This window comes from Streptomyces sp. NPDC005181 (genome assembly GCF_040608395.1).
In the GTDB taxonomy this organism is placed as follows: domain Bacteria; phylum Actinomycetota; class Actinomycetes; order Streptomycetales; family Streptomycetaceae; genus Streptomyces.
Window position 1 is genome coordinate 44256 of record NZ_JBEXID010000002.1, and the last position, 24418, is coordinate 68673.

27 protein-coding genes and 2 pseudogenes are annotated in these 24418 nt (G+C 70.3%); 20 read left to right on the forward strand and 9 right to left on the reverse strand.

All coding sequences use genetic code 11. The features are described from left to right. Positions 1-47 precede the first annotated feature (47 nt). The 4 genes and pseudogenes from ABZV38_RS02095 to ABZV38_RS02110 all read left to right on the forward strand — a co-directional run. Positions 48-1889, forward strand: a complete 1842-nt coding sequence (locus ABZV38_RS02095) for a bifunctional metallophosphatase/5'-nucleotidase (RefSeq protein ID WP_356323580.1) — start codon at positions 48-50, stop codon at positions 1887-1889. A 95-nt stretch (positions 1890-1984) separates the two neighbouring features. Beyond that, positions 1985-2410, forward strand: a complete 426-nt coding sequence (locus ABZV38_RS02100; RefSeq protein ID WP_356323582.1) for a DUF302 domain-containing protein — start codon at positions 1985-1987, stop codon at positions 2408-2410. A 104-nt stretch (positions 2411-2514) separates the two neighbouring features. Next, a pseudogene (locus ABZV38_RS02105) lies at positions 2515-2933 on the forward strand (phospholipase); the annotation flags it as partial. Positions 2934-3163: 230 nt separating this feature from the next. Continuing rightward, positions 3164-3433 (forward strand): annotated as a pseudogene (locus tag ABZV38_RS02110) (phospholipase); the annotation flags it as partial. A gap of 18 nt (positions 3434-3451) precedes the next feature. On the opposite strand, the gene ABZV38_RS02115 reads toward ABZV38_RS02110, so the two are convergent. From ABZV38_RS02115 to ABZV38_RS02140, 6 genes are all read right to left on the reverse strand, one after another. Beyond that, complete coding sequence (locus tag ABZV38_RS02115; protein ID WP_356323584.1) at positions 3452-4879, reverse strand: HAMP domain-containing sensor histidine kinase; 1428 nt, start codon at positions 4877-4879, stop codon at positions 3452-3454. Then, a complete protein-coding gene (locus tag ABZV38_RS02120; protein WP_356323586.1) occupies positions 4876-5607 on the reverse strand; it encodes a response regulator transcription factor in 732 nt (243 codons plus the stop codon). The genes ABZV38_RS02115 and ABZV38_RS02120 overlap by 4 nt, the downstream gene beginning before the upstream one ends. A gap of 39 nt (positions 5608-5646) precedes the next feature. Beyond that, a complete protein-coding gene (locus ABZV38_RS02125; RefSeq protein ID WP_356323588.1) occupies positions 5647-5829 on the reverse strand; it encodes a hypothetical protein in 183 nt (60 codons plus the stop codon). A gap of 11 nt (positions 5830-5840) precedes the next feature. After that, positions 5841-6965, reverse strand: a complete 1125-nt coding sequence (locus ABZV38_RS02130; protein ID WP_356323590.1) for a trypsin-like peptidase domain-containing protein — start codon at positions 6963-6965, stop codon at positions 5841-5843. A gap of 123 nt (positions 6966-7088) precedes the next feature. After that, positions 7089-8135, reverse strand: coding sequence for a LacI family DNA-binding transcriptional regulator (locus ABZV38_RS02135; protein WP_356323592.1), 1047 nt, complete (start codon positions 8133-8135; stop codon positions 7089-7091). Positions 8136-8159: 24 nt separating this feature from the next. Continuing rightward, entirely contained in the window at positions 8160-8981 is an 822-nt protein-coding gene (locus ABZV38_RS02140) for a response regulator transcription factor (protein ID WP_356323594.1), read from the reverse strand. Positions 8982-9287: 306 nt separating this feature from the next. Between ABZV38_RS02140 and ABZV38_RS02145 the strand changes: the two genes are divergently transcribed. The 7 genes from ABZV38_RS02145 to ABZV38_RS02175 all read left to right on the forward strand — a co-directional run bounded on the left by ABZV38_RS02145 (position 9288) and on the right by ABZV38_RS02175 (position 14649). Beyond that, positions 9288-10181, forward strand: a complete 894-nt coding sequence (locus tag ABZV38_RS02145) for an alpha/beta fold hydrolase (RefSeq protein WP_356323596.1) — start codon at positions 9288-9290, stop codon at positions 10179-10181. A gap of 41 nt (positions 10182-10222) precedes the next feature. Next, positions 10223-10477, forward strand: coding sequence for a MoaD/ThiS family protein (locus tag ABZV38_RS02150; RefSeq protein ID WP_356323598.1), 255 nt, complete (start codon positions 10223-10225; stop codon positions 10475-10477). 10 nt (positions 10478-10487) lie between these two features. After that, positions 10488-11786: a hypothetical protein gene (locus ABZV38_RS02155; RefSeq protein ID WP_356323600.1), complete on the forward strand. Its 1299-nt coding sequence runs from the start codon at positions 10488-10490 to the stop codon at positions 11784-11786. 164 nt (positions 11787-11950) lie between these two features. Further along, a complete protein-coding gene (locus tag ABZV38_RS02160; RefSeq protein ID WP_356323603.1) occupies positions 11951-12640 on the forward strand; it encodes a DUF2993 domain-containing protein in 690 nt (229 codons plus the stop codon). A 452-nt stretch (positions 12641-13092) separates the two neighbouring features. After that, positions 13093-13938, forward strand: a complete 846-nt coding sequence (locus tag ABZV38_RS02165) for a sulfurtransferase (RefSeq protein WP_356323605.1) — start codon at positions 13093-13095, stop codon at positions 13936-13938. A gap of 49 nt (positions 13939-13987) precedes the next feature. Continuing rightward, positions 13988-14275: a DUF1416 domain-containing protein gene (locus ABZV38_RS02170; RefSeq protein WP_018490348.1), complete on the forward strand. Its 288-nt coding sequence runs from the start codon at positions 13988-13990 to the stop codon at positions 14273-14275. Positions 14276-14388: 113 nt separating this feature from the next. After that, positions 14389-14649, forward strand: coding sequence for a DUF3099 domain-containing protein (locus ABZV38_RS02175; protein ID WP_356323607.1), 261 nt, complete (start codon positions 14389-14391; stop codon positions 14647-14649). A 49-nt stretch (positions 14650-14698) separates the two neighbouring features. Here ABZV38_RS02175 and ABZV38_RS02180 read toward each other — a convergent pair whose 3' ends face one another. After that, a complete protein-coding gene (locus ABZV38_RS02180; protein WP_356323609.1) occupies positions 14699-15061 on the reverse strand; it encodes a DsrE family protein in 363 nt (120 codons plus the stop codon). A gap of 105 nt (positions 15062-15166) precedes the next feature. Here ABZV38_RS02180 and ABZV38_RS02185 point away from each other — a divergent pair, with 105 nt between their 5' ends. The 6 genes from ABZV38_RS02185 (at position 15167) to ABZV38_RS02210 (ending at position 20247) form a co-directional block, all read left to right on the forward strand. Continuing rightward, on the forward strand, positions 15167-16117 hold the full coding sequence (locus ABZV38_RS02185) for a hypothetical protein (RefSeq protein WP_356323611.1): 951 nt from the start codon (positions 15167-15169) through the stop codon (positions 16115-16117). An 11-nt stretch (positions 16118-16128) separates the two neighbouring features. Continuing rightward, entirely contained in the window at positions 16129-16917 is a 789-nt protein-coding gene (locus ABZV38_RS02190) for a hypothetical protein (protein ID WP_356323908.1), read from the forward strand. Continuing rightward, the gene (locus tag ABZV38_RS02195) at positions 16914-17879 is read left to right on the forward strand and encodes a hypothetical protein (RefSeq protein WP_356323613.1); all 966 of its coding nucleotides are present in this window, start codon (positions 16914-16916) and stop codon (positions 17877-17879) included. The genes ABZV38_RS02190 and ABZV38_RS02195 overlap by 4 nt, the downstream gene beginning before the upstream one ends. A 272-nt stretch (positions 17880-18151) precedes the next feature. Beyond that, entirely contained in the window at positions 18152-18724 is a 573-nt protein-coding gene (locus ABZV38_RS02200) for an FABP family protein (RefSeq protein WP_356323615.1), read from the forward strand. A gap of 77 nt (positions 18725-18801) precedes the next feature. Continuing rightward, a complete protein-coding gene (locus tag ABZV38_RS02205; RefSeq protein ID WP_356323617.1) occupies positions 18802-19260 on the forward strand; it encodes a transcriptional repressor in 459 nt (152 codons plus the stop codon). 21 nt (positions 19261-19281) lie between these two features. Then, positions 19282-20247 (forward strand): folate-binding protein, encoded by a 966-nt coding sequence (locus ABZV38_RS02210; protein WP_356323619.1) that lies wholly within the window; start codon positions 19282-19284, stop codon positions 20245-20247. A gap of 50 nt (positions 20248-20297) precedes the next feature. On the opposite strand, the gene dtd is transcribed toward ABZV38_RS02210, so the two are convergent. Further along, the gene (gene dtd / locus ABZV38_RS02215; protein ID WP_356323622.1) at positions 20298-20747 is read right to left on the reverse strand and encodes a D-aminoacyl-tRNA deacylase; all 450 of its coding nucleotides are present in this window, start codon (positions 20745-20747) and stop codon (positions 20298-20300) included. 116 nt (positions 20748-20863) lie between these two features. Between dtd and ABZV38_RS02220 the strand changes: the two genes are divergently transcribed. From ABZV38_RS02220 to ABZV38_RS02230, 3 genes are all read left to right on the forward strand, one after another. Beyond that, positions 20864-21484 carry an ABC transporter substrate-binding protein gene (locus ABZV38_RS02220; protein WP_356323624.1) on the forward strand — a complete coding sequence of 207 codons (621 nt, stop codon included), beginning with the start codon at positions 20864-20866 and terminating at the stop codon, positions 21482-21484. A 52-nt stretch (positions 21485-21536) separates the two neighbouring features. Next, on the forward strand, positions 21537-22529 hold the full coding sequence (locus ABZV38_RS02225; RefSeq protein WP_356323626.1) for an asparaginase: 993 nt from the start codon (positions 21537-21539) through the stop codon (positions 22527-22529). Positions 22530-22616: 87 nt separating this feature from the next. Continuing rightward, a complete protein-coding gene (locus ABZV38_RS02230; protein ID WP_356323628.1) occupies positions 22617-23867 on the forward strand; it encodes a GNAT family N-acetyltransferase in 1251 nt (416 codons plus the stop codon). A gap of 148 nt (positions 23868-24015) precedes the next feature. Here ABZV38_RS02230 and ABZV38_RS02235 read toward each other — a convergent pair whose 3' ends face one another. Further along, a complete protein-coding gene (locus ABZV38_RS02235; protein ID WP_356323630.1) occupies positions 24016-24258 on the reverse strand; it encodes a hypothetical protein in 243 nt (80 codons plus the stop codon). Between the last annotated feature and the right edge of the window lie 160 nt (positions 24259-24418).

The window sequence follows — 24418 nt, forward strand, 5'->3', positions numbered from 1 at the left end:
CTCTAGGCTGCGGGCCGAACCCTCCCGCTGAACTCACAAGGGGACCGATGTCAGCGACACCGCAGAAGAACCGTGCGTCACGGCGGGTGCTCGCCGCCGCGGCCGGGCTGGCCACCGTCGGCGCGCTCGTTGCCGCGATGCCGGCCGGCGCCCAGGACCGCGGTAACGGCCATGGTCACGGGCACCACACGCCCGCCCGCACCGTCGACGTCCAGCTGCTGTCCTTCAACGACCTGCACGGCAATCTGGAGCCGCCCGCCGGTTCGGCCGGCAACGTCACCGAGACACAGGCCGACGGCACGACGAAGGCGGTCCCGGCCGGTGGTGTCGAGTACCTCGCCTCCTCGCTGCGCACCGCGCGCCAGGGCCATCCGTACTCCATCACCGCGGCCGGCGGCGACATGGTGGGCGCGAGCCCGTTGCTGTCCGGGCTCTTCCACGACGAGCCGACCATCGAGGCGCTCAACGGGATCGACCTCGATGTGACGACCGTCGGCAACCACGAGTTCGACGAGGGTGCCACCGAGCTGGCCCGCCTCCAGAACGGCGGCTGCCACCCGGTCGAGGGGTGCTACGAGAAGGACAAGACGTTCCGGGGCGCCGACTTCCCGTACCTCGCCGCCAACGTGACGGACGAGAAGACCGGCAAGCCGATCCTCAAGCCGTACACGGTGTGGAAGAAGAACGGCGTCAAGATCGGCTTCATCGGGGTGACCCTGGAGGGCACGCCGAACATCGTCACCGCCAACGGCGTCAAGGGCCTGAAGTTCCACGACGAGATCGAGACGGTCAACAAGTACGCCAAGGAACTCGACCGGCAGGGCGTGAAGTCCATCGTCGCGCTCATCCACGAGGGCGGGGCGCCGGCCTCCTCCTCGTACAACTACAACTGCGACAGCCCCGGCGCCGGTGACGGCATCTCCGGGCCGATCATGGACATCGCCAAGGGCATCAGCCCGAAGGTCGACGCACTGGTCACGGGCCACACGCACCAGGCGTACGTGTGCACCGTGCCGGACCCGGCGGGCAACCCGCGCCTGGTCACCTCGGCGTCGTCGTTCGGCAAGCTGTACACGGACACGACCCTCACGTACGACCGCCGCACCAAGGACATCGTGCGTACGTCGGTGAAGTCGTCGAGCTCCTCGAACCCGACCTCGGCGAACCACATCGTCACCCGGGACCAGCCCAAGGCCACCGACATGACGGCCCTGATCGCCCGCTGGAACACCCTCGCGGCCCCTATCGCGAGCAAGCCGCAGGGCTTCATCTCCGCCGACATCAACGGCCGCGGTTCCACGGCCCCCGAGAAGCCGCTCGGCAACCTGATCGCCGACGCGCAGCTGGAGGGCCTGGCCCCGGCGGACAAGGGCGGGGCGGTCGTCGCCTTCATGAACCCGGGCGGTATCCGGGGAGACCTGGTGTACAAGTCGACCGGCAGTGAGGGCGACGGGGTGGTGACGTACGGCGAGTCGTTCACCGTGCAGCCCTTCACCAACATGATGAACGTCGTCGACCTGACCGGCGCGCAGCTGATCAGCGCGCTCCAGCAGCAGGTCAGCGGCGCCAACGCGGCCAGCCCGAAGATCCTTCAGGTGTCCAAGGGCCTCACGTACACCCTCGACATGACGAAGACGGGCGCGGCCCGTGTCGCCGTCGACACGATCAAGCTGAACGGCGCGGCGATCGACCCGGCCAAGACGTACCGCGTCGCGATGAACGAGTTCCTGGCGGGCGGCGGCGACGGCTTCGCGGCGCTCGGACAGGGCACCGACAAGCTGGTCGGCGCGTCCGACCTGGACCTGTTCAACGCGTACCTGGCGGCGCACTCGTCGGCCACGGCGCCGCTGGCACCGCCGGCCACGGACCGGATCACGGTCATTCAGTAGGTTCGGTGACCGAGTGTGCGGGGCGGTGGGCCATCCGGCCCACCGCCCCGTTGTCGTCACGGGTTCGGGGCGGGGCCTCGCTTAGTGTCGGAGACATGACTGCAGAAGCAGACGCAGACGACGGCCTGGTCACCGTTGCCTGCAACGGGTCCGTCCGCGAAACGATCGACCGGCTCCAGGAGGCGATCACCGCCTCTGGCTTCCAGGTGTTCGCACGGATCGACCATGCGGACCATGCGGCCCGCATCGGCCTGGAACTCCGGCCGACCGAGCTGCTCATCTTCGGCAAGCCCGAGGGCGGCACGCAGCTGATGCAGGACCGGCAGACCGCCGGCATCGACCTCCCGTCGAAGGCGCTGGCATGGCAGGACGCCGCCGGCGACACCTGGGTGACCTGCAACGACGCCTCATGGCTCGCCGCCCGCCACGGCCTGGGACCGGCGAGCGAAGCGGGCGTCGCCGCGGTGGAGGCGAGCACGGTGGCAGCGGTACGCCAGGCGACGGGCCCGGCCATGGTCTAGGCGCTGTCAGGGCCGCGTCCGGGCGATGGGGTCCCGTTCCTCTTGTGGCGTGTACCCGTCACACTCCGAAGGCTGCCCCCCACACAGCCGACGGAGGCACCCGCATGAGCACCCGCAGAACCTTCTTAACCGGCGCACTCGCCCTCTCCGCCACCGCTCTCGCCGGGACGGAACCTGCGACCGCCGCAGCCCGCCGGGCGGCCCTCACCACGCAGGACTGGATGGCCGGCCTCGCCGACGCCACCCCCGTGCAGCGCCTGACCATCCCCGGCGCGCACGACTCCGGCGCCCGCTACGGCGGCCCGTGGACCGAGTGCCAGAACACCACCGTCGCCGAGCAGCTCAGCGCAGGAGTACTCCGAGGAGAGCGAAGCGGAGGTCCGCCGGATCTTCGACGTCTACGTCGACACCACGGGTCGACGGTCGCCGTTCCGTCTCAACTCCGCGCTGCTCGTGCGGGGGGAGGCCTGCGGCAAGGCTGCGCTTCTCGCTGATAACAGCAGAGTGCCCGGGGGTGTGTTACGTCGCCCCGGGCTCTGCATCTCGTCGCCGACGACACATCCAGGACGACTACGTGACTCCTCCCCCTCGTCAACGAGGCGGCTTCTCACGTGACCCCGCGGGTCACGTGACGGCCAAGCCCTGACCGCTGCCGAAGCAGGAGTGCAGCGAAGCATGTCGCGTCGCGGCTCCGTGCGGCGGGATGTGTTGCCCGCCCGGCCTGAAGGCAGCAAGTCCCGCGCAAAATCAGGTATGGCGGAGCCGTTCGCCAAGTACCCGAAGATCGAGTCCCAGTTCCGCAAGGCCGCGCAGCAGCCCGGGAAGCTGTTCATGAATTACGTGAGCACGGCGGCCCTGATGCCGCCCCGCTGGAACGCGGACCGGCTCAACCCGCAGGTGCAGTCGTTCCTCGACGGCTCCGAGGTGTCCGGCTGGACCGGGCTCGGGATCGTCCCGCTGGACTTCCCCGCCACCCGACCCGGCCTGGTCGCCTCACTGATCCGGCACAACCTCCGCACCTGAGCGGTCGCCGGGGGCGGCTCAGGGGTTCTCCGGCGGCGGCTGCGGTGCGCCCGGCAGGCGGATCGAGGCCTCCGTGCCACCGGTCGGCGCCGGGCGCAGGACGATCTCGCCGCCCGCCTGGTGGACCGTGCGCGCCACGATCGACAGGCCCAGCCCCGAGCCCGGCAGCTGGCGGGCGGACGGCGAGCGCCAGAAGCGTTCGAAGACGTACGGGAGTTCCTCGGCGGGGATGCCCGGACCCTGGTCCAGTACGGTCAGCTCTCCGCCGTACAGGGCCACGGCGATCGTGCCGTGCTGCGGGCTGAACTTCACCGCGTTGTCGAGGACATTGACGACCGCCCGCTCCAGCGCCGCCGGCTCGGCCCGTACGTACCAGGGTTCGAGGTCCGCGGTGATGGTCAGCTCCGGGCCGCGGAGCCGTACCCGCTCCAGGGCGGTGGAGGCGATGTCGTGCAGGCCGACGACCTGGAGCGGGCCGGGCTGGGCCGCGTCCGGGCGGGCCAGTTCCTGGAGGTCGCCGATGAGCGCCGCCAGCTCGGTCATCTGCGCCGTGACCGACTTCATCAGCGCCTTGCGGTCGTCGGGCGGGATGGGCCGGCCCGTCTCGTCGCTGCGGGCGAGCAGTTCCACGTTCGTACGCAGGGAGGTCAGCGGGGTCCGCAGCTCGTGCCCGGCATCCGCGATCAGCTGCGCCTGCCGGTCGCGGGAGGTGGCGAGGGAGGCGGTCATCGAGTTGAAGGAGCGGGACAGCCGGGCGATCTCGTCCTCGCCCTCGACCGGGATGCGGAGCGTGAGGTCCTCGGTGCGGGCGACATGCTCGACGGCCTCGGTGAGCTCGTCGACGGGACGCAGGGCGGCGCGGGCGACCCAGAGCCCGGCAGCGCCCGCGCCGATGACGCCGATGCCGGAGACCATGAGGAGGACGACCGCGAGCTGATTGAGGGGGGCCGTGACCTGCTCCATGGGCAATGCCACCGAGACGGCGAGGCCGGGCCTGACCAGCGGGCCGATGTGGACGACCGAGGTGTAGACGCGCATCTTGACGCCGTCCTTCGCCTCGGTGGTGTGCACCGCGTCCTGCCGCTCCCCGGCTGCGACGGCCCGGTCGGCGGACTGCACAGGAATCGCGGACTTGGTGGCCGGCCAGGTGCACGGCTTCGTGCTTGTCGGTGTCACCACCTGGATCGTGTAGGGGATCTCCGGCCCGCCGGGGTTGTTGTCCTGCGGCACCCCCTGCAGGCAGGCTGTGTTCAGATTCTCGACGTCCAGCCGGTCGACATTGACCTGCCGCAGGCTGCTGTCGAGCTGCTCGATCAGCCGGTCCCGCGTCGTCAGCCAGCAGGCCAGCGCCACCGCTGCCACCGCGACCGCCACCGCGGTCGCGACCAGTATCGCCAGCCGGGAGCGGAGCGGCAGTGCGCGGAACCGCCGCAACGGGCCCGTCACCCCTCGCCCCCGCCGGCCCGCAGCGCGTACCCGACGCCCCGCACGGTGTGCACGAGCCGCGGTTCGCCGCCCGCTTCCGTCTTGCGGCGCAGGTACATCACGTACACGTCCAGGGAGTTGGAGCTCGGCTCGAAGTCGAAGCCCCAGACCGCCTTCAGGATCTGCTCGCGGGTCAGCACCTGCCGCGGGTGGGCCAGGAACATCTCCAGCAGCGTGAATTCGGTCCGGGTCAGTTCGACGCGGCGCGAGCCGCGGGTGACCTCGCGGGTGGCGAGGTCCATCCGCAGATCGGCGAAGGACAGCACATTGCCGTCGGGGACGTCGCCACCCGCCGCGGCCGCGTACGAGCTGCGGCGCAGCAGGGCCCGGATGCGGGCGAAGAGCTCGTCCAGTTCGAAGGGCTTGACCAGGTAGTCGTCGGCGCCCGCGTCGAGCCCGGTGACGCGGTCGCCGACCGTGTCGCGGGCGGTGAGCATCAGGATGGGTGTGGTGGCGCCGGTGGAACGGATGCGGCGGGCGGCGGTCAGCCCGTCCATCCGCGGCATCTGGATGTCGAGGATGATCAGATCGGGGGCGTACGACTCCGCCTTGGTCAGCGCGTCGATTCCGTCTACGGCGACCTGCGTGCCGTATCCCTCGAAGGCGAGACTGCGTTGCAGGGCCTCGCGCACGGCCGGCTCGTCGTCGACGATCAGGATGCGCTGCGGATCGTCTTCGGCGGGGCTCATCGCTCGTCGTCCTCTTCTCTCTGTTCTGCCGGGGTGCTTTCAGCCTCGCACGGCCACGGCCACGGAGCGGCGTCGCGCGGCCCGGCTCTTGCGGCCGGCGGTGACCGTGGTGGTCGTACGGAGCTCCGGGGCGCGCCGGGCCGCCGCGGCGGACTCAGCCGCCAGTGCGAGCGGCAGCGCCAGGTCGGCCGGGCCGGTGGGGGTGTCGGACGGGTGGTTCATGACTGATCTCCTCAGGAGCTGTTGCCGGCCCGCAGGGTGTCCAGGTCGGCCTTGAGCGTGTTCACCGGGATGGCGAAGCCGAGACCGACGCTGCCGGCACCGGAGCTGCTCGATCCGTCGGACGAACTCGCGGAGTACATCGCGGAGTTGATGCCGATGATCTCGCCGTTCATGTTGATGAGCGCACCGCCGGAGTTGCCGGGGTTGAGCGAGGCGTCGGTCTGGATGGCCTTGTACGTGGTGGTGGAGTTGCCGGTGTCGCCGTTGAACTGCTGCCCGCCGAACTCGAACGGCCAGTCACTTCCGCCCCTGCCCTGCTGCCCCTGGTCCTGGCCGCCCTCGCTGTCCTTGGCGACGGTGACATCGCGGTTCAGTGCGGAGACGATGCCGCTGGTGACGGTGCCGGTGAGGCCCTCGGGCGAGCCGATCGCCACGACCTGGTCGCCGACCTTGATCCCGGAGGAGTCGCCGAGCGTGGCTGTCTTCAGCCCGCTCGCGCCCTCCAGCTTGATCAGTGCCAGGTCCTTGTCGGCGTCGGTGCCGACGACCTTCGCGGTGTACGTCCTGCCGGTGCTCAGCGTCACCTTGATCGACGAGGCGCCCGCGATGACGTGGTTGTTGGTGACGATCTCGCCGTCGGACGTGATGACCACGCCGGAGCCGGTGGACTCGCCCGCGGTCGAGGTCGCACCGATCTCGACGATCGTCGGCGACACCGCCTTTGCGACACCGGCGACGGTGCCCGCGCTGCTCTGCGAGACGGTCGTGCCGCTGACCACTGAGCTGCCGGCGGTGCCGCTGGAGCCGGTGCCGGTGAACTGGCCGACAGCAGTGGCGGTGACACCGCCGACGACCGCCGCCGCGATGGCCACGGCCGCCAGCAGGGCGACCGGCCGCTTGACCCGGCGCCCGTGCCGGGACGGCTGGGGGGCGGGCTGCGGCAGCCCCTGACCGAAGCCGCCGTCGCCGCCACTGTGACCGTCGGCGCCGCCGCTGCCCGGCCACACGGTGGTTCCGGGGCCCGTGGAGATCGGCTGCGCGGGCTGGTACGCAGGCGGCGGCGGGTAGGCCGCGTCGCCGTTGCCGTACGAGGGGTACATCGGGTACTCGCCGCTCGGGCGCTGGCTCTCAGTCATGTCTCCGACTGTGGCCAGCGAACATGAGAGAAGCCTGAGCACGCCCTGAGAAGCCCGGCAGAACCACGTATGCCCGATATAAAGGCCGTGCGGACGTCATAAAGGCCGTGCGGACGTCGCCGCCTACCTCCGGAGACCGGCCGCCGGCTCCCCGCACCCGCACGACCGCCGCACCACCAGCGCCGACGGGAACTGCTTCAGCCGCTCCCGTCGCGACCCCGACACCCGCAGCGAGTCGTCGAGCACCAGGTCCACCGCGGCCCGCGCCATCGCCGGGCGGTCCGAGGAGATCGTGGTCAGTGGCGGATCGGTCAGACCCGCTTCCTTCACGTCGTCGAAGCCCGCCACCGCGAGCTCCCCGGGCACGTCGATCCGCAGTTCGCGCGCCGCCCGCAATACCCCGATGGCCTGGTCGTCCGTCGAGCAGAAGATCGCCGGCGGGCGGTCCGGGCCGACGAGCAGCCCGAGCGCCACCTGGTAGGCGTCGTAACGGTTGTACGGGGCCTGGAAGAGCCGGCCCTCCGTCGACCGTCCCGACTCGTGCATCGCCCGACGCCAGCCCTCGACGTGGTCGGCGACCGGGTCGCCGACCGCCGGGGTCGTCTCCATGCCGCCGAGGCACGCCACGTATGCGTTGCCGTGCTCGAGAAGGTGCCGGGTGGCCAGCTGCGCGCCGCCGATGTCGTCCGTGACGACCGCGACGTCGTCGATCGCCTCCGGCCGCTCGTGCAGCAGCACGACCCGTGCGTCCCACGCCTCTACTTCGGCCGCCGCTCGCTCGCTGGGGCCCTGGCTGACCAGGATCAGCCCGGAGACCCGCATCCCGAGGAAGGCCCGCAGGTAGTGGACCTCGCGCTCGTCGCGGTAGTCGGAGTTGCCGACGAGGACCATCTTTCCGCGCTCGGCCGCGGCCTGTTCGACCGCGTGCGCCATCTCTGCGAAGAACGGCTGGCGCGCGTCCGGAACGATCATTCCTATGAGATCGGTCCGCCGCGACGCCATCGCCTGCGCGACCCGGTCGGGCCGGTAGCCCAGCTCTTTGATCGCACCGAGTACCCGCTCGCGCGTGGCCGGGGCAACCGGCCGGGGTCCGTTGTTGATGACGTAGCTGACGACCGCGGTCGACGTCCCCGCCAGTCTCGCCACATCGTCCCGCGTCACCTTGGCCACGCGCGGCAGTCTACGCGGATGGACCTACCTCTTGGCAGGCCGGACCGGGGCTTCTTCCGTGACCTCGGCTACCTCCGAGTGCTCCGGACGGGCGACGGGTTCGGCCGGTGCGGCCGCCATCGTCCTCGCCGCCGCCTGGGCCTTGGCCTTGGCCTCCTCGGACGCGCGCTCCACCTTCTCCGGTGCGACGAAGCGGTAGCCGACGTTGCGGACCGTGCCGATCAGCGACTCGTGCTCGGGGCCGAGCTTGGCGCGTAGCCGCCGGACGTGGACGTCGACCGTCCGCGTACCGCCGAAGTAGTCGTAGCCCCAGACCTCCTGGAGCAGCTGGGCGCGGGTGAAGACCCGGCCCGGGTGCTGGGCGAGGTACTTGAGCAGTTCGAATTCCTTGAAGGTCAGGTCGAGGACCCGGCCCTTCAGCTTCGCGCTGTACGTCGCCTCGTCGACCGACAGGTCGCCGTTGCGGATCTCCATCGGGGAGTCGTCGGAGGTGATCTGCTGCCGGCCGGTGGCGAGCCGCAGCCGGGCCTCGACCTCGGCCGGTCCCGCCGTGTCCAGCAGTACGTCGTCGATGCCCCAGTCGGCGGTGACGGCCGCGAGACCGCCCTCCGTCACGACGAGGATCAGCGGACAGCCCGGTCCGGTGGACCGCAGCAGCTGGCACAGCGACCGCACCTGAGGCAGGTCGCGGCGGCCGTCCACCAGGATGACGTCGGCACCGGGGGTGTCGACGAGAGCGGGTCCTTCGGCGGGGGCCACCCGCACGCTGTGCAGCAACAGACCGAGGGCGGGAAGCACCTCCGTCGACGGCTGGAGGGCATTCGTCAGAAGCAGCAGTGAACTCATCGCCGCCCACCTGCCTGGGTCGTCGGTCGATGATCGTGCACGGTTTGCTCGCCTTGCTCGCCCATTACGTCGGTCCTCCTCGTTCCCTGCGAGAGGGGCACTCCCGGGCGGGGCCCGGGGGAGTATGCGGCACTTCTTCGTACGGTTCGGTGTGGCCGTACGACATCTGTCATACGGGTTTTACGGCGCGGTCCCACGTCCTGGGACCGCTGAGCTTGTCGAAACGTCGTCGTAACAACGCGCGGAAAGCACAAAAGGACCCGGGGGCTGCATTGCCCGGATCCTCTTCCCAGCAGAATAACCCACATGAGTTCTGTGTCCGAGGGTTCGTTTCGGAGTTCTTCTGTTTGCTCGATCACGCCGGGAGCCCGGCGAACGACATTGCGGACGGATGACGGGCTGTCGATCGAGGCGGTGTACGACCCGTGTACGGCCGGTGCCGGGCCCGCCGCCGGCCCGGCCGCCGCCGATACGGCGATCGTGGTCGCGCACGGTTTCACCGGATCGGCGGACCGGCCTGCCGTGCGGCGCGCGGCACAGGTGTTTTCCCAGCGTGCGGCCGTGATCACGTTCTCCTTCCGGGGCCACGGGGGGTCCGGCGGGCGGTCGACGGTGGGTGACCGCGAGGTGCTGGACCTGGCCGCCGCGGTGGCCTGGGCGCGCTCCCTCGGACACCGCCGGGTGGTTACGGTCGGGTTCTCGATGGGGGGTTCTGTGGTGCTTCGGCACGGCGCGCTGTATACGGCACCCGGCACGACTACGGCCACGGAACAGCTCCCCCGTACGGTTCCCGCGCACGGGGGGCGCACAGAAGCGCACGCGGATGCAGTGGTTGCTGTGAGTGCCCCCGCCCGCTGGTACTACCGGGGTACGGCTCCGATGCGACGCCTGCACTGGGTGGTGACCCGGCCCACCGGCCGACTGGTCGGCCGGTACGGCTTCCGCACCCGGATCGACCGCAACGGATGGAACCCCGTGCCGCTCTCCCCGGTCGATTCGGTCCCGCTCATCGCCCCGGCCCCGCTGCTGATCGTGCACGGCGACAAGGACCCGTACTTCCCGGTCGACCACCCGAGAATGCTGGCGGACGCAGCGCAGGGCGGCGCCGAGCTGTGGCTGGAGCGGGGCATGGGGCACGCCGAGAACGCAGCGGACGAGAGCTTGCTCACCCGCATCGCGGACTGGTCGGTCGCGGCGTGATTCATCATGGACAACTGACGCGAGACGAAGGGAGCGCCGCCATGCCAGCGGGAACGATCCGCTACTGGGCCGCCGCCAAGGCGGCCGCCGGAACCGCGGAGGAGCCGTACGCGGCTGCGACGCTCGCCGAGGCACTCGACGCGGTGCGTGAGCGGCACCCCGGTGAGCTCACCCGAGTGCTGCGACGGTGCTCGTTCCTGATCGACGGTGACCCCGTCGGGACCCGCAGCCATGAGACCGTACGCCTTGCCGAGGGCGGCACGGTCGAGGTGCTCCCGCCGTTCGCAGGAGGGTGAACCGCAGAACATGAGCAGCAGCGATCAGCAGCATCCGTACGGACAGGAGTCCGGGGCGGGGTACGGGTACGCGTACGGACAGGGGCAGGAGCCGCAGCCCCCGTACGGCGAGCAGCCGTACGGGCAGCACGCCCCGTACGACCCGGACAACCAGGCGTTCCAGGACCCCGGTGCCACGCAGACGTGGGAGGGCCAGACCTGGGACACCCAGTACCAGCCGACCGTCCAGCCCGGGCAGCACCAGCCGCAGTACCAGCAGCCGCAGTACAACCAGCAGTACGAGCAGCCGTATGCCCAGCAGCAGTACGAACAGCCGTATGCCCAGCAGCAGTACGAGCAGCCGTACCCGGTCCAGCCGGCACAGCCGCAGCAGCCGGTCGCCGCGGCCGGTGAGCAGCCGGCTCCACAGGGCGCCCCGGGCTCGTATCCGCTGCCACCCGAGGCCCCGGCCGTCGCGGTCGCCGAGGCGGCCCCGGCCGATGCCGCAGCGGACATCGCGGCCGGGCCCGACACCTCCGGTTACAGCGCGCCCACCACCCTGGGCAACAGCCGCATCACCGACGCCCAGCGCGCCCGCGCCGAGGGCCGTTCGCCGATCATCGCGCCGGGCATGCAGCCGGCCGCGATCACCGCGGGGCTCGGGCTGCTGCTCGCCCTCGGTGCCGCGATCGGTCAGTACGCCCTGTTCGTGCCGCTGGTGCTGCTCCAGGCCGTGACCGCGGCGGGCTGGTTCCGGCTGAACGGCATGTGGCCGGCCCGGCAGGGCATCGCACTCGCCTTCGCCGGTGGGTTCGTCGCCGATGTCGTGCTGCTCGCCGCAGGGCGGGAGAACGCCCCGGCGGCGATCCTCGGCACCCTCGGCATCTGGGTGCTGCTCACCGTCGTCCTCCAGCTCCGCAGCCACGCGGGCGCCGACGAGCGGATGTACGGGCTGATGGCCACCGTCGCCTCGGCGGCCCTGGCGATCCTCGCCGCCGGACATCTTGCGGCGGTGCCGGACGCGGTGACAGTGGGCGGCGTGACCGTCGCGGTCGCCGTGCTCGCCCGCGCGCTGCCGCTGCCCGGACCGGTCTCGGTCGTGGTGGCGCTGCTCGCCGCCGCCGGCGCCGGTGTCGCGGCGGGCGGGCTCACCGACCTCGGCGCGAAGGGTGCCCTCCTCGGGCTCGCAGCCGGCGGCTGTGCACTGATCGGACTGCGGGTGGCCAGCTACGACTACCCGTCACGTTTTGTGCACCTGACCGCCGGTGTGGCGCTCCCGCTGACCGCAGCGGCGCCTGCCGTCTATCTGATCGGCCGCGCCCTCTCCTGACCCGGCACGCCCCGGCCCGTCCCGGGCCGATACGTGCATCGGCCCGGGAACCGGGGAGGGTCCCCGGTTCGTCGATCACCCCGGGTGCGCCGTGCAGCCGCAGCAGGCTCACGGACACCAGGGGGGTCCGGCCGGATCGGATGCAGGGTGGGGGAGGAACGGGCATGCGCGCACTGCGAATACTGCTGGTCATAGTGGTGGTTCTGGGCGGCATCTTCATCGCCGTCGACCGGGCGGCGGTGTACTTCGCCGAGTCGGAGGCCGAGGGCAGAGTCGAGATCACCGGCTCCACGGTCGACTCGACGGACATCTCCATCAAGGGCTTCCCGTTCCTGACGCAGGTCGCCGGATCCGCGCTCGACGAGGTCGACATCGAGCTCACCGGCATCGAGACCGACGCCGGCGGCCGCAGGATCCGGATCAGCGAAATGAAGGCCGAACTCCACGACGTCACGCTGGCCGACGGCTTCTCCAGCGCCACCGCCGCCCGGGCCACGGGCACGGCGACCATCTCGTACGAGGACCTGACGCACGCGGCCGACGACGGCGTCGTCGTCGAGTACGGCGGCAACGGCAAGGTGAAGGTGACCGGCGCCGTCGAGATCCTCGGCCGCACGCTCACACGCAGCGTGACCTCCACCGTCTCCCTGGTCGACGGCCACACCATCCGGGTGCACGCGGACAAGGTGCCGGGTGAAGGCATCCCCGGCCTCGAAGGCCTGGTGCGCAGGAAGACCGACTTCGAGCGGGAGACCGGTGCCCTGCCGAACGGCCTCAAGCTGCAGAGGATCGAGCCGACCGAGAACGGCCTGGAGATCTCCGTGACCGGGTCGGACATCCCGCTCGGCGGATAGGCAGTCCGATACGTAAGGCGTGCCGCGGCTGGGTAGGAGCTCCGACAGGCGCTGCGCCACATAATGAGACGGACACGTCCGACCCGTAGATGACCGGGGGGCCCGATCGACCCCGGCCCGGCCCGTCCGGCGCGGCAGGCTTGCCCTCGTCCCGCATTGTGGACGATCGTGTCTCAATATGCGACACAACGGTGACATGCCCGCCCGTACGTCCCTACGATCGGACACATGAAGCGACAGGCGGATCTCACGAAGCGGCGGGCAGTAGACCTGTGCCGCATCGCCGCCATGCTCTGTCGCACCATCTGAGCGGGATCGTCGCACCCCGCATTCCCGGCCTTTCGACCGCTGTCAGGGCCCACCCCTCTGCATGTGTGTATGCGCAAATATTGCGCCCCGTACATCTCGCATCACGCACCATCTCGCCGCAGACTGCCCCGGAGGAGAACATAATGAGCCGCAGTGACGTCCTGGTAGACGCCGACTGGGTCGAGGCCCACATCGACGACCCGAAGATCGCCCTCGTCGAGGTCGACGAGGACACCTCGGCGTACGAGAAGAACCACATCAAGAACGCGATCCGGATCGACTGGACCAAGGACCTCCAGGACCCGGTCCGCCGCGACTTCATCGACCAGGCCGGCTTCGAGAAGCTGCTGTCCGAGAAGGGCATCGGGAACGACACCACGGTCGTCCTCTACGGCGGCAACAACAACTGGTTCGCGTCCTACGCGTTCTGGTACTTCAAGCTCTACGGTCACCAGGACGTCCGCCTGCTCGACGGCGGCCGCAAGAAGTGGGAGCTCGACTCCCGCGACCTGGTCGACGGCGACCAGATCCCGTCCCGCCCGGCCACCGAGTACAAGGCCAAGGCCCAGGACGAGTCGATCCGCGCCTACCGCGACGAAATCGTGGCCGCGATCGGCAACCAGAACCTGGTCGACGTGCGTTCGCCCGACGAGTTCAGCGGCAAGCTGCTCGCCCCGGCGCACCTCCCGCAGGAGCAGTCGCAGCGCCCCGGCCACGTGCCGAGCGCCCGCAACATCCCGTGGTCGAAGAACGCCAACGACGACGGCACGTTCAAGTCGGACGAAGCGCTCAAGGCGCTCTACGAGGCCGAGCAGGTCGACCTGGCGAAGGACACCATCGCGTATTGCCGCATCGGTGAGCGTTCCGCGCTCACGTGGTTCGTGCTGCACCAGCTGCTCGGTGTCGAGAACGTCAAGAACTACGACGGCTCGTGGACCGAGTACGGCTCCCTCGTGGGTGTGCCGATCGAGCTCGGCGCCAACAAGTAACTCCGTACGCCTGGACCAGCACGACCCTCGACCAGAAGGACAGAACACCATGTGTGGAGCAAAGGCCGGCGGCCCCGACGCTTCGACCATCAAGCCCGGTGAGACCACCATCCAGGGCAGCGTGACCCGCGACGGCGAGCCCGTCACCGGTTACGTCCGTCTTCTGGACTCGACCGGCGAGTTCACCGCGGAGGTCCCGACCTCGGCGACCGGACAGTTCCGCTTCTACGCGGCCGAGGGCACCTGGACGCTGCGCGCCCTCGTCCCGGGCGGCAGCGCCGACCGCACAGTCGTCGCGCAGACCGGTGGCCTCTCCGAGGTGGCCATCGCCGTCTGATTCGCGGCACAGATCGGCCGGAGGGCCGTACCCCAGGGGGTTGGACGCCTACTGAACCGGGGTACGGCCCTTCGCGCCGTTCGCACGCGCCGACCGGGGCCTACGCTTGAGTCATGTACGCCCGGCGCCGTCGTGGCTATTTCCTGCTGATGGGCGGATGCATCGTCCTGTTCGTGTCCGCCTGGGCCGTCGTGCGACTCTGGTCGATGCCGGTCGCCATAGGAATGTGCGTGGTCGCCATGGTCATCCCGCCCGTCGCGGCGATGGTCGCCAACCGGCGGGGGCCGGACGACCGCTGGTGGGACGATCCGTCCGGCGACCCGAAGTCGGACGAGTGGTGGGACGAGCTCGACGGCAAGAAGCGCCCTCAGTAGACGGCGGCTTCCGCAGGCGGCTGCCCCGCTGCCTGAGTGAACGGCGGCTTCAGTAGACGAGGGCCTGGACGCCGTCGGCCATGATCTCGCTGACGAAGACCTGGGCGCCTGCGATCCGTACGCCTTCGAGGACATCGTTTTCGGTGATGTCGCGACGCGCGGCGCACTGTGTGCAGAGGGTGATCAGACCACCCGCCTGAATCGACTCGATCAGATCCGGCAGCGGTGCGGCGTGCGGCAGTTCGAACTCGGCGGCGCGGCCCGGCAGGGAGAACCAGGCGGATTCGCCGGTCAGCCAGAGCGAGACCTCCACACCGCTGGCGACGGCGACCGCCGCCACCGTGAACGCCTGTGAGCAGCGCTCGGGGGAGTCGGCACCTGCGGTCACCTTGATCACGAGCTTCTTCTGCATATGCCGAACTGTAATCGTCCGAGGTACAACCCCACCCCCTTACCAGGGGTCAGGTGTGTGCGCAGGTAACGGAATCTGCGCCTCAGGTCTCGTGGGGGGACCCTCTTGGAACCGAAAGACACCATTCCTGACGGGCCGGCCGAGCCACCCGTGCAGGTCGAGGCGCAGGTTCAGGCCGTGGAGCCGTCCGCGCCCGCGCCGGTGGTCGCGCCCGCGACCGAGCCGGTCGTGGAGCCCGCGCCCGTGCCGGTGGCGGTGACCGAGCCGGTCGTCGAGCCCGCGCCCGCTCCGGTGGCCGAGTCCGGTGCGCCGGCGACGCCGGGCAAGCCGCGGCCGCGTGGTCGCACCACTGTGCTGATCGCCGCCGCCGCGGTGCTCGGGATCGCCGGCGGCACCGCCGTCGGTTATGGCGTGCAGGCCGACCGCGCCCCGACCCCGTTGCCCGCCCTGTCGCAGCCGAACCTTGCCTACCCGGCGAAGGCGCTGCCTGCGGACAAGGCCCCGGACCCGCTGCCCGTGTCGCAGGACCGGCGGCGGAAGACGGACGGCGATCTGCGTGAGCTGCTCGTCAACAAGCCCTCGGGGGCGCGCCGCCCCGTCTTCCCGCTGCAGGAGAACGGGTGGAGGTCCCTTGACGCGTACGCGCGGGAGTTCAAGAGCGAGGACTACATGTTCGAAACGCTCGCGGAGGCCGACGTCCGCCGGATCGCGGCCGTCAACTGGTCGCAGGGGCAGTACCGCGATGTGAGCATCCGCCTCGTGCAGTTCCGCTCCGGCGCATGGCTCGGGGCGCCCGACCATGCGAACGGCCAGCTGGACTACATGCCCTACGCCAAGGAAGGCGCAGGCAACGAGGGCGATCCGATCAAGGGCAGCGGCAACGGCCGCTACTTCGTGTACAAGGCAGTGAACAAGCCGAGCTACCTGTCTGTCCACCACGCTCGGGCCATTGCCCAGCGCGGCGACGTCATGCTCGACATCAACATCTTCGACACCGTGCCGATCAGCAAGAAGGACATCCGGACCCTGGCCGAGCGACAGCTGGAGCGGCTGTGAACGACGACGACATGACACCCGACAGCGCCCCGTCCGCCGAGCCGGCCCCCTCCGCCCCGAAGGGCCGGACCCGGCGCGTGGTGCTCGCCGTGCTCCCCGCGGTCCTGGTCCTCGGCGCCGTCGGCGGTGCGGCTGCCTACACCAAGGTCACCGTGGACAGCGCCGATCGCACGGTCACCACCAAGGTCTGGGGCGAGGGAGCGCACAAGCCCGCCAAGGACCCCGCCGGGGACGTCGGCCGGGGCAGGGCCGATACCGAGCTCAGCAAGCTGCTGCTGCCGGTCCCGGAGAACTACCGTCTCGGCCCGGACATGGGGGAGTACGGAAACGACGACGAGATCAGCGGCAAGAAGGCCACGGCCCAGATGAAGGAGAGCGGCCGGGGGATCGCGGGCAGGCAGCGCCGCGAACGGGACCAGCGCATCGACCGGCTCCATCTTCAGGGCATCGCGCAGCGCTCGTACACATCGGACGACAACGATCTGACGGTCGAGACCCAGATCGTGAAGATGAAGGACAAGAAGGCTGTCCATGACCTGTACGGCTTCCAGACGGAGCTGATGGACACCTACGTCGGCCTCCGCAAGGGGCCGAAGATCGACGGCCACAAGAAGGCCAGGTGCGTCCGGGATTCCGCGCGGACCAAGGTGAAGCTCGACGGCCTGTCCTGCGTCGCCTACGACGGGGAGCTGTTCGTCACCATCGAGGCGTACGGCACCAAGCCGTTCAGCGCGTCCGACGTCGCCGATCTCGTGAAGGACCAGCTCGACCACATCGAGTCCCCGGGGGAGTACGTATGACCGAGCAGACGGTGGCACCGACCGCCGCGACCGAGGAGCCCGCTGTCCCGGAGCAGCAGCTTCCGCCGACGGGAGCGGAGCCTGTAGCGGCCGCCGAGCCCATCCGGGCCACGGACGGACCGGCCACGGAGCCCTCAGCGGTCGCCGGGCCACTGACGGCCCCCGAGCAGGCACTTCCGGTGGCGGAGCCCGTACCGGCTCCGAAGTCGTCCCGGCGCGCCCTGCGGGCCGTCGCCCGCTGGACCGCCGCCGTGCTGGTGCTCGGGGGTCTCGGCACCGGTACGGCTCTCGGCATCACCTCGATGGAACGCACCGACGTACCGGGTCTGGCCACCGAGGACGACGGGCGCTGGGACTACCCGGAGCTCAGCCTGCCCGCCCTGCCGGCCGGTTCGCCGCGCCCGTTCAACGAGAGCAATGTCGCCGAGATTCACCACGCCGACCTGCGGAAGCTGCTGATCCCCGCCCCGGCCGGAGCAACCGTGGACAAGAAGCTGACGGGCGGCTGGGTGAGCACGGCGCAGTTCGTCGGCGAGTTCCGCAAGGACAAGCGCGGTGAGCTCACCCAGTTGCTCGACGACTCGGCCCTGCGCCACATCGCGGCGCGCGGCTGGACCATGCCGGACGGCACCAGGTCCAGGGTCTATCTGCTCCAGTTCAACTCGACGGCGTTCGCCCAGGGTCTCCGGGACGACACCTATGTGAGCAGCACCGCGGGCATACCGCTCGACTGGCCGACGGAACTGCAGATGGACGAGAGCTGGAACGCCGGCGGCAAGGTGCCGGAGACCGCGGTCTACGCGTTCGGCGAGACGAAGACCGGGAAGGGGCGGATCCACGAGGCCTACATCCAGGCCGGTGACACGCTCGCCCTGGTCATCCACTCGCAGCAGGGCAAGAAGACCGCCGAGCAGATCCCGTTCCGCCAGACGCTGATCCTGCAGAACCAGCTGCTGGGCTGATCCGCACGCCGAGGGAGTCCCCTCCCCCTCGGCACGCCCCGGACCATCGCGCCGGGCCCCTACCCATTAGGCTGGGGCCCGGCCCTGTACTGCCGCCATACCGCTCGTCCGAGGAGCTCCCGTGCTTGAGGCATTCTTCTCCACCCTGCTGGTCCTGGTCTGCGTCGGTGTTCTCGCCTTCGCCGGCCTGACCGTGAAGAAGCTGTACCAGGGCCAGCGCTGACCCGCGTCCGCACCGCTCACCACCCCCTCACAGATCGTCTGAGCCGCTCATGATCGAGATTCCGTCCGACCTCCACCCGGACCTCGTCCCGCTTGCCTTCCTGCTGGGCAACTGGACGGGCGCGGGCGTGTCCGACTTCCCCGGCGCCGAGAAGTGCAACTTCGGCCAGGAAGTCTCCTTCAGCCACGACGGCCGGGACTTCCTGGAATACGTCTCGCACTCCTGGGTGCTCGACGCCGAGGGCAACAAGCTCAGGCCGCTGGAGTCCGAGTCCGGCTACTGGCGCATCGACAAGGACCGCAAGGTCGAGGTCGTCATGGTCCGCGACCAGGGCGTCATCGAGATCTGGTACGGCGAGCTCGCCCACCAGAAGCCGCAGATCGACCTGGTCACCGACGCGGTGGCCCGGACTGCGGCCTCCGGCCCGTACAACGGTGGCAAGCGGCTCTACGGCTACGTGAAGAGCGACCTGATGTGGGTCGGCGAGAAGGCCACCCCCGAGGTGGAGCTGCGCCCGTACATGTCGGCGCACCTGAAGAAGGTCGTCACCCCCGAAGAGGTCGAGGCGATGGCCAAGGGCCTCGGCGACCTGCCGGACGACGGCATCGCGTTCTTCAAGTAGACGCACCACCCGCAATCGGATGACCAAGTAGTCGCGCGGCCTGCGGGCAGGTGCTCATCCGGTCCTACACTGGGCCTGTGGTGAGCACCGACTGGAAGAGCGACCTTCGGCAGCGCGGCTACCGGCTGACGCCGCAGCGGCAGCTTGTCCTGGAAGCGGTCGACAGGCTGGAACACGCGACGCCGGACGACATCCTCTGCGAGGTCCGTCGGACGGCGTCCGGCGTGAACATCTCCACCGTCTACCGGACCCTGGAGCTCCTGGAGGAGCTGAGGCTGGTCAGCCACGCCCATCTGGGGCACGGGGCACCGACGTACCACCTGGCCGACCGCCACCACCACATCCATCTGGTCTGCCGGGACTGTACGAATGTCATCGAGGGCGATGTCGACGTCGTCGCCGAGTTCACCACGAAGCTACGGGACACTTTCGGCTTCGAGACCGACATGAAGCACTTCGCGATCTTCGGCCGCTGTGCCGACTGCACGGCGAAGGCGGCGGCCGGACCGGCGCGTGCTCCTGGTTCCGGGCAGTAAATCGAGTCGTACGCTGGTCGCATGAAGAGCCCTCTGCTGTCCCTGCCCGGCGCCGTTCCCGCCGAAGGTCGCGACGAAGGCGTCGCCGCGCACTACGGCGACCTGTTCCGCGAGCAGCGCGCCCTGGCCGACGGCGCCGGCCTCGTCGACCTCTCGCACCGCGGCGTCGTCACCGTCACCGGAAGCGACCGGCTGGCCTGGCTGCACCTGCTGCTCACCCAGCACGTCAGCGAACTCGCTCCCGGACAGGCCACCGAGGCGCTGATCCTCAGCTCGAACGGACACATCGAGCACGCCCTCTATCTCGTCGACGACGGCGAGACGGTGTGGGCGCACGTCGAACCGGACACCCAGGGCGAACTGGTCGCCTATCTGGAGTCGATGAAGTTCTTCTACCAGGTCGAAGTCGCCGACCGCACCGAGGACTTCGCCGTCGTGCACCTGCCGGCCGGCTCCATCGAAGAGGTACCGGCAGGCGTCGTCGTGCGGGAGGCGCCGCACGGCCGCGACCTGTTCCTGCCCCGCGCCGACCTGGAGCAGTACGCCGCCGAGCACGGCCCGGTGGCCGGCATCCTGGCGTACGAGGCGCTGCGCATCGAGGCACACCGCCCCCGGCTCGGCTTCGAGACCGACCACCGCACCATTCCGCACGAGCTGGGCTGGATCGGCACCGCCGTCCACCTCCAGAAGGGCTGCTACCGCGGCCAGGAGACCGTGGCCCGGGTGCAGAACCTGGGGAAGCCGCCGCGTCGACTGGTCTTCCTGCACCTGGACGGCAGCGATGTGCTGCTGCCCGGGCACGGGACGCCGGTGCGGCTCGCCGCGGACGGGGCGGACGGCCGCCAGCTGGGCTTCATCACCACGTCCGCCCGCCACCACGAGCTGGGCCCGATCGCGCTGGCGCTGGTCAAGCGGAACGTGGCGGTGGACGCGGAACTGCTCGCCGGGGACACGGCGGCGGCCCAGGAGACGGTCGTCGAGCCGTAGATCTTGGCCTGAATTCTGCGCGCACCCGTCCGGCTCCCGGCGGACCCCGCTCAGACCTCGACCAGGACGGTGAACGGGCCATGGTTCGTGAGCGTGACCCGCATGTCCGCTCCGAACCGGCCCGTCTCCACATGTGCCCCCAGCGCCCGCAGCTGCGCCACCACCTCGTCGACCAGCGGTTCGGCGATCTCGCCGGGTGCCGCGGCGTTCCAGGTGGGCCTGCGGCCCTTCCGGGCGTCCCCGTAGAGAGTGAACTGCGAAATCACCAAAAGCGGCGCATTCACGTCGGAGCAGGACTTCTCGCCCTCCAGAATGCGGACCGACCAGAGCTTGCGGGCAAGCTGCGCCGCCTTCTCCACGGTGTCCCCATGGGTGACTCCGACCAGCACACACAGCCCCTCGCCGACGATTTCGCCCACCACCGCGGGGCCGCTTCCGTCGCCCGCGCCGTCGACGACCGTGACGCTCGCGCCGTACACCCTCTGTATCACTGCACGCATACAGACCAACCTATCTTGGGCTGAACGGGTACAGAGCACCTGCGTAGGGGCCGTGCGGAATGGCACGATGCACGGAGGCGGTGTGCCGACGCACCGGTCGAGGGGATGGACAAAGCATGAGTACATATGGAGCCGGGCACCCAGCCGGTGCCGTACCGGTCACGCGTGCCACCACCAGTACCGATACCAGCGCCGGCGCCATGCGGCCACCCGTGCAGCGGACCGGTCCGGGCATCGGCGACGGTGTGCCGGGGCAGTCACCGCCCGAGCTCGGCGCCCTGCGGCTGCCGGAGCTGCGCAACCTGCGCCGTGACTCGCAGCGCGACGAGGCCGACCTCAGCTACGTACGCCGTCTGGTCCAGGGCCGCATCGACATCCTGGGGGCCGAGCTGGCCCGCCGCCGGGACCCCGAGGCCCCGGTCGTGGACCGGCTCTCCGAGATCCTCGCCGACACCCCGTCCCAGCACCGCTCCTCCGCCCGGCATGTCACGCTCACCACACCGCGCAGCGACGAGTTCCGCCGGCTGGCGGCCGAGACGCTCGCCGAGGTCGAGCTCTCCGACCTCGATGCCCGTACGGACCAGGAGCTGCACACCGCGATGGGGCGGCTCGTCCGCTACGAGCAGCAGGTTTCCCGCCGCCGTCACCAGCTGCAACGTACCGCTGACGATTGCAGCGCCGAGATCGCCCGCAGGTACCGTGACGGGGAAGCACAAGTAGACGACCTTCTCGCCTGAAGCGATCCTTCGGGGCGGGGCCGGTCATCGCCCCGCCCGGAAGGCCGCTCCCATGACCTCCACACCTCTCATATCCCCGGCGTCCCCCGCGCTGCCCGCTCCCCCCGCCCTTCCTGTTCTGGCCGAGGTCGTACGGTCCGGCTTCGTGGAGGGCCATCACCGGGGCTCCCTGGTCGTGCTGGCAGCGGACGGCAGTGTGGAGCGGACCCTCGGGGACCCGGACGCGCCGGTCTTCCCCCGCTCCTCCAACAAGCCGATGCAGGCCGCCGCCGTGCTGCGGGCCGGGCTCGACCTCTCCGGGGAGCGGCTGGCGCTGGCCGCCGCGAGCCACTCGGGCGAGGGGTTCCACCTCGATCTCGTGCACAAGATGCTCGCCGAGCACGGACTGACGCCCGAGGATCTGCAGACCCCGCCCGATCTGCCGCTGGACCCGGCGGAGGCGGAGACGTATCTCGCTGCCAGCCAGGTCCGTGAGCGGATCACCATGAACTGCTCCGGCAAGCACGCCGCCATGCTCGCGGTGTGCGTACGCAACGGCTGGGACCGGGCGACCTATCTGGACCCGGCGCACCCGCTCCAGCAGCTGGTCCACCAGGTGGTCGAGGAGGCGGCGGGCGAACCGGTCGCGGCGGTCGGCACGGACGGCTGCGGGGCGCCGCTGATGGCGATCAGCCTGGTGGGTCTGGCGCGGGCGTTCCGCTCGTTCGTGCGGGCGGAGGAGGGCTCCGTGGAGCGCCGGGTGGCGGACGCGATGCGCGCCCACCCCGAGTACGTCGCGGGCACCCGGCGGCCCGACACCTGGCTGATGCGCGAGGTCCCGGGCACGCTCTCCAAGATGGGTGCGGAGGCGGTCCAGGCGGTGGCGCTGCCGGACGGCCGGGCGCTGGCGTTCAAGATCACCGACGGCGGGGGCCGGGCGCTCGGCCCGGTGCTGGCCAGGGCGCTGGAGCTGCTCGGCGTCGACGCCCCGGTGGTGGACCGGATCGGACGGGCGCCCCTGCTGGGCGGCAGCGCGGAGGTGGGCGAGATCAGGGCGGCATTCTGACCGGACCGGTGAAGTCCGGTCCGGGCCCCTCGTTCCCGCCCTAAAACCGGGCGACATCCTCCGGACCGTATGCCTAGCGTGGGGCACATGAGTCCTGAGGTCCGTACCGTCACCGCATCCGAGTTCCCCGGCTGGCTGCGCGCCGTGAACACGGGCTTTCTGCGCCCGCCGACGGTGACGGAGGGGGAGGCCGCGAGCCGCCTCCCGCACATGGATCTGGACCGGACCCAAGGGGTGTTCGACGACGGGCGGTGTGTGGCGTCGTTCCGGTCGTTCGCGCAGGAGCTGACGGTCGTCGGCGGTGCCACGGTGCCGTCCGACGCGGTCACCAACGTCACGGTGTCGCCCACGCACCGCCGACGCGGACTGCTCAGCCGGATGATGGCCACGGACCTGGCAGCGGCGAAGGAGCGCGGCGACGTGGTCGCCACGCTGATCGCCGCCGAGTACCCGATCTACGGGCGGTACGGGTTCGGCCCGGCCGCCTGGACCACCGAGTGGGAGATCGACATCCCCCGGGCCGGCCTGGACCCGCGCTGGTCGGGCCCGTCCGCGACGGACGGCGGCCGTATCGACCTGGTCGACGCGGCGGACGTACGCAAGACAGGCCCCGCCCTGCACGACCGGCTGCGCGCCCGGCAGCACGGCGTGGTCAGCCGTGGCGACCGCTGGTGGCAGCTGAACACCGGCGAGGACGTGCCCGTACCGGGCTCCTGGACCGAACCGTTCCATGCGGTGTACCGCAACGCGGACGGCGAGGTCGACGGCCTGCTCGTCTACCGCGCCGACGACAACTGGGGCGACGCGAAGCAGCCGCTGAACCGGGCGTCCGTACTCGGCCTGATCGCCGAGACCCCGGCGGCGGAACGGGCGCTGTGGCACTTCGTCTGCTCGATCGACTGGATCACCACGGTCCGCTCCGGCCACCGCGCCCCCGACGACCTGCTCCCCCTTCTCCTCCCGGACCCCCGTGCGGCCCGCATCGTGACGCAGGCGGACTGGATGTGGGTGCGCGTCCTGGACGTCGTACGAGCCCTGGAAGCCCGCACCTACGCGGCCCCGGCCTCCCTGACCCTGGACATCCACGACCCGGCGGGCCTCGCCGGCGGCCGCTTCCGCCTGGACACCTCCCCAGCCGGCGCCACGTGCGCACCGACGACGCGGAGCGCGGATCTGGCGCTGGACGTACGGGAGCTGGGGACGCTCTACCTCGGCGACGAATCGGCGCTGCGGCTGGCTGCGCTGGGCCGGATCGAGGAGCTCGTACCGGGCGCTGCGGCGGTGGCGGACGGGGTGTTCCGGGCGGGGCGGCGGGCGTGGTGCCCGGATGTTTTCTGAGGCGTGTGCCGGGCGGCAACAGCGCGCATCAGTACAAGCGGATCGCCGATGAGCTGCTGAACGGGATCAATGGTGCGGGGGCCGCCCTGCTCCGTATCGGCGCCTCGGCCGGCTCCGCATCCGATCAGGCCGGCGTTGTGCGCACGTTTCAGGCGTTTTCTGACTCGAACTGGGACAAACTGGCAACGCGTGCCGGCTTCTGACGAGTCGACGGTGTCGCAGGGGAGCCGTGTGCGGAGCCGACGAGCAGCGCGAGTATCACGCAGCCCACGATCAGGCACTTTGTGTTGCCCAGCTTGATCCCGGCTGCCATGAGGGAGGCGCTCACGCCACCCATGAAGCCGAGTTTCCATTGCAGCAGTTGCTCTAGGAAAAGGGTGATCCAGGGCATGGCGGTCCCTCCTCGGGAGGTGGGGAGCGGAGAAGCTCGGGGAATCAGCCGATGCGCGAGCAGCACCCGTACGACGGTGGACGGGCGAGCGGGGATGTGCAGGGTCGAACTCGGAGAGGTTGCGACCAACTGCCTAAGTTGTTCCCAGTTGGTGCCATCT

What these genes read in the sequence shown, in the direction of transcription:
- ABZV38_RS02095 (WP_356323580.1), top strand. Translation starts at nt 48, where the DNA reads ATGTCAGCGACACCGCAGAAGAACCGTGCGTCACGGCGGGTGCTCGCC.
- ABZV38_RS02100 (WP_356323582.1), top strand. Translation starts at nt 1,985, where the DNA reads ATGACTGCAGAAGCAGACGCAGACGACGGCCTGGTCACCGTTGCCTGC.
- ABZV38_RS02120 (WP_356323586.1), bottom strand. Translation starts at nt 5,607, where the DNA reads ATGAGCCCCGCCGAAGACGATCCGCAGCGCATCCTGATCGTCGACGAC.
- ABZV38_RS02125 (WP_356323588.1), bottom strand. Translation starts at nt 5,829, where the DNA reads ATGAACCACCCGTCCGACACCCCCACCGGCCCGGCCGACCTGGCGCTG.
- ABZV38_RS02130 (WP_356323590.1), bottom strand. Translation starts at nt 6,965, where the DNA reads ATGACTGAGAGCCAGCGCCCGAGCGGCGAGTACCCGATGTACCCCTCG.
- ABZV38_RS02140 (WP_356323594.1), bottom strand. Translation starts at nt 8,981, where the DNA reads ATGAGTTCACTGCTGCTTCTGACGAATGCCCTCCAGCCGTCGACGGAG.
- ABZV38_RS02145 (WP_356323596.1), top strand. Translation starts at nt 9,288, where the DNA reads ATGAGTTCTGTGTCCGAGGGTTCGTTTCGGAGTTCTTCTGTTTGCTCG.
- ABZV38_RS02150 (WP_356323598.1), top strand. Translation starts at nt 10,223, where the DNA reads ATGCCAGCGGGAACGATCCGCTACTGGGCCGCCGCCAAGGCGGCCGCC.
- ABZV38_RS02155 (WP_356323600.1), top strand. Translation starts at nt 10,488, where the DNA reads ATGAGCAGCAGCGATCAGCAGCATCCGTACGGACAGGAGTCCGGGGCG.
- ABZV38_RS02160 (WP_356323603.1), top strand. Translation starts at nt 11,951, where the DNA reads ATGCGCGCACTGCGAATACTGCTGGTCATAGTGGTGGTTCTGGGCGGC.
- ABZV38_RS02165 (WP_356323605.1), top strand. Translation starts at nt 13,093, where the DNA reads ATGAGCCGCAGTGACGTCCTGGTAGACGCCGACTGGGTCGAGGCCCAC.
- ABZV38_RS02170 (WP_018490348.1), top strand. Translation starts at nt 13,988, where the DNA reads ATGTGTGGAGCAAAGGCCGGCGGCCCCGACGCTTCGACCATCAAGCCC.
- ABZV38_RS02175 (WP_356323607.1), top strand. Translation starts at nt 14,389, where the DNA reads ATGTACGCCCGGCGCCGTCGTGGCTATTTCCTGCTGATGGGCGGATGC.
- ABZV38_RS02180 (WP_356323609.1), bottom strand. Translation starts at nt 15,061, where the DNA reads ATGCAGAAGAAGCTCGTGATCAAGGTGACCGCAGGTGCCGACTCCCCC.
- ABZV38_RS02190 (WP_356323908.1), top strand. Translation starts at nt 16,129, where the DNA reads ATGACACCCGACAGCGCCCCGTCCGCCGAGCCGGCCCCCTCCGCCCCG.
- ABZV38_RS02195 (WP_356323613.1), top strand. Translation starts at nt 16,914, where the DNA reads ATGACCGAGCAGACGGTGGCACCGACCGCCGCGACCGAGGAGCCCGCT.
- ABZV38_RS02200 (WP_356323615.1), top strand. Translation starts at nt 18,152, where the DNA reads ATGATCGAGATTCCGTCCGACCTCCACCCGGACCTCGTCCCGCTTGCC.
- ABZV38_RS02210 (WP_356323619.1), top strand. Translation starts at nt 19,282, where the DNA reads ATGAAGAGCCCTCTGCTGTCCCTGCCCGGCGCCGTTCCCGCCGAAGGT.
- dtd (WP_356323622.1), bottom strand. Translation starts at nt 20,747, where the DNA reads ATGCGTGCAGTGATACAGAGGGTGTACGGCGCGAGCGTCACGGTCGTC.
- ABZV38_RS02220 (WP_356323624.1), top strand. Translation starts at nt 20,864, where the DNA reads ATGAGTACATATGGAGCCGGGCACCCAGCCGGTGCCGTACCGGTCACG.
- ABZV38_RS02225 (WP_356323626.1), top strand. Translation starts at nt 21,537, where the DNA reads ATGACCTCCACACCTCTCATATCCCCGGCGTCCCCCGCGCTGCCCGCT.
- ABZV38_RS02230 (WP_356323628.1), top strand. Translation starts at nt 22,617, where the DNA reads ATGAGTCCTGAGGTCCGTACCGTCACCGCATCCGAGTTCCCCGGCTGG.
- ABZV38_RS02235 (WP_356323630.1), bottom strand. Translation starts at nt 24,258, where the DNA reads ATGCCCTGGATCACCCTTTTCCTAGAGCAACTGCTGCAATGGAAACTC.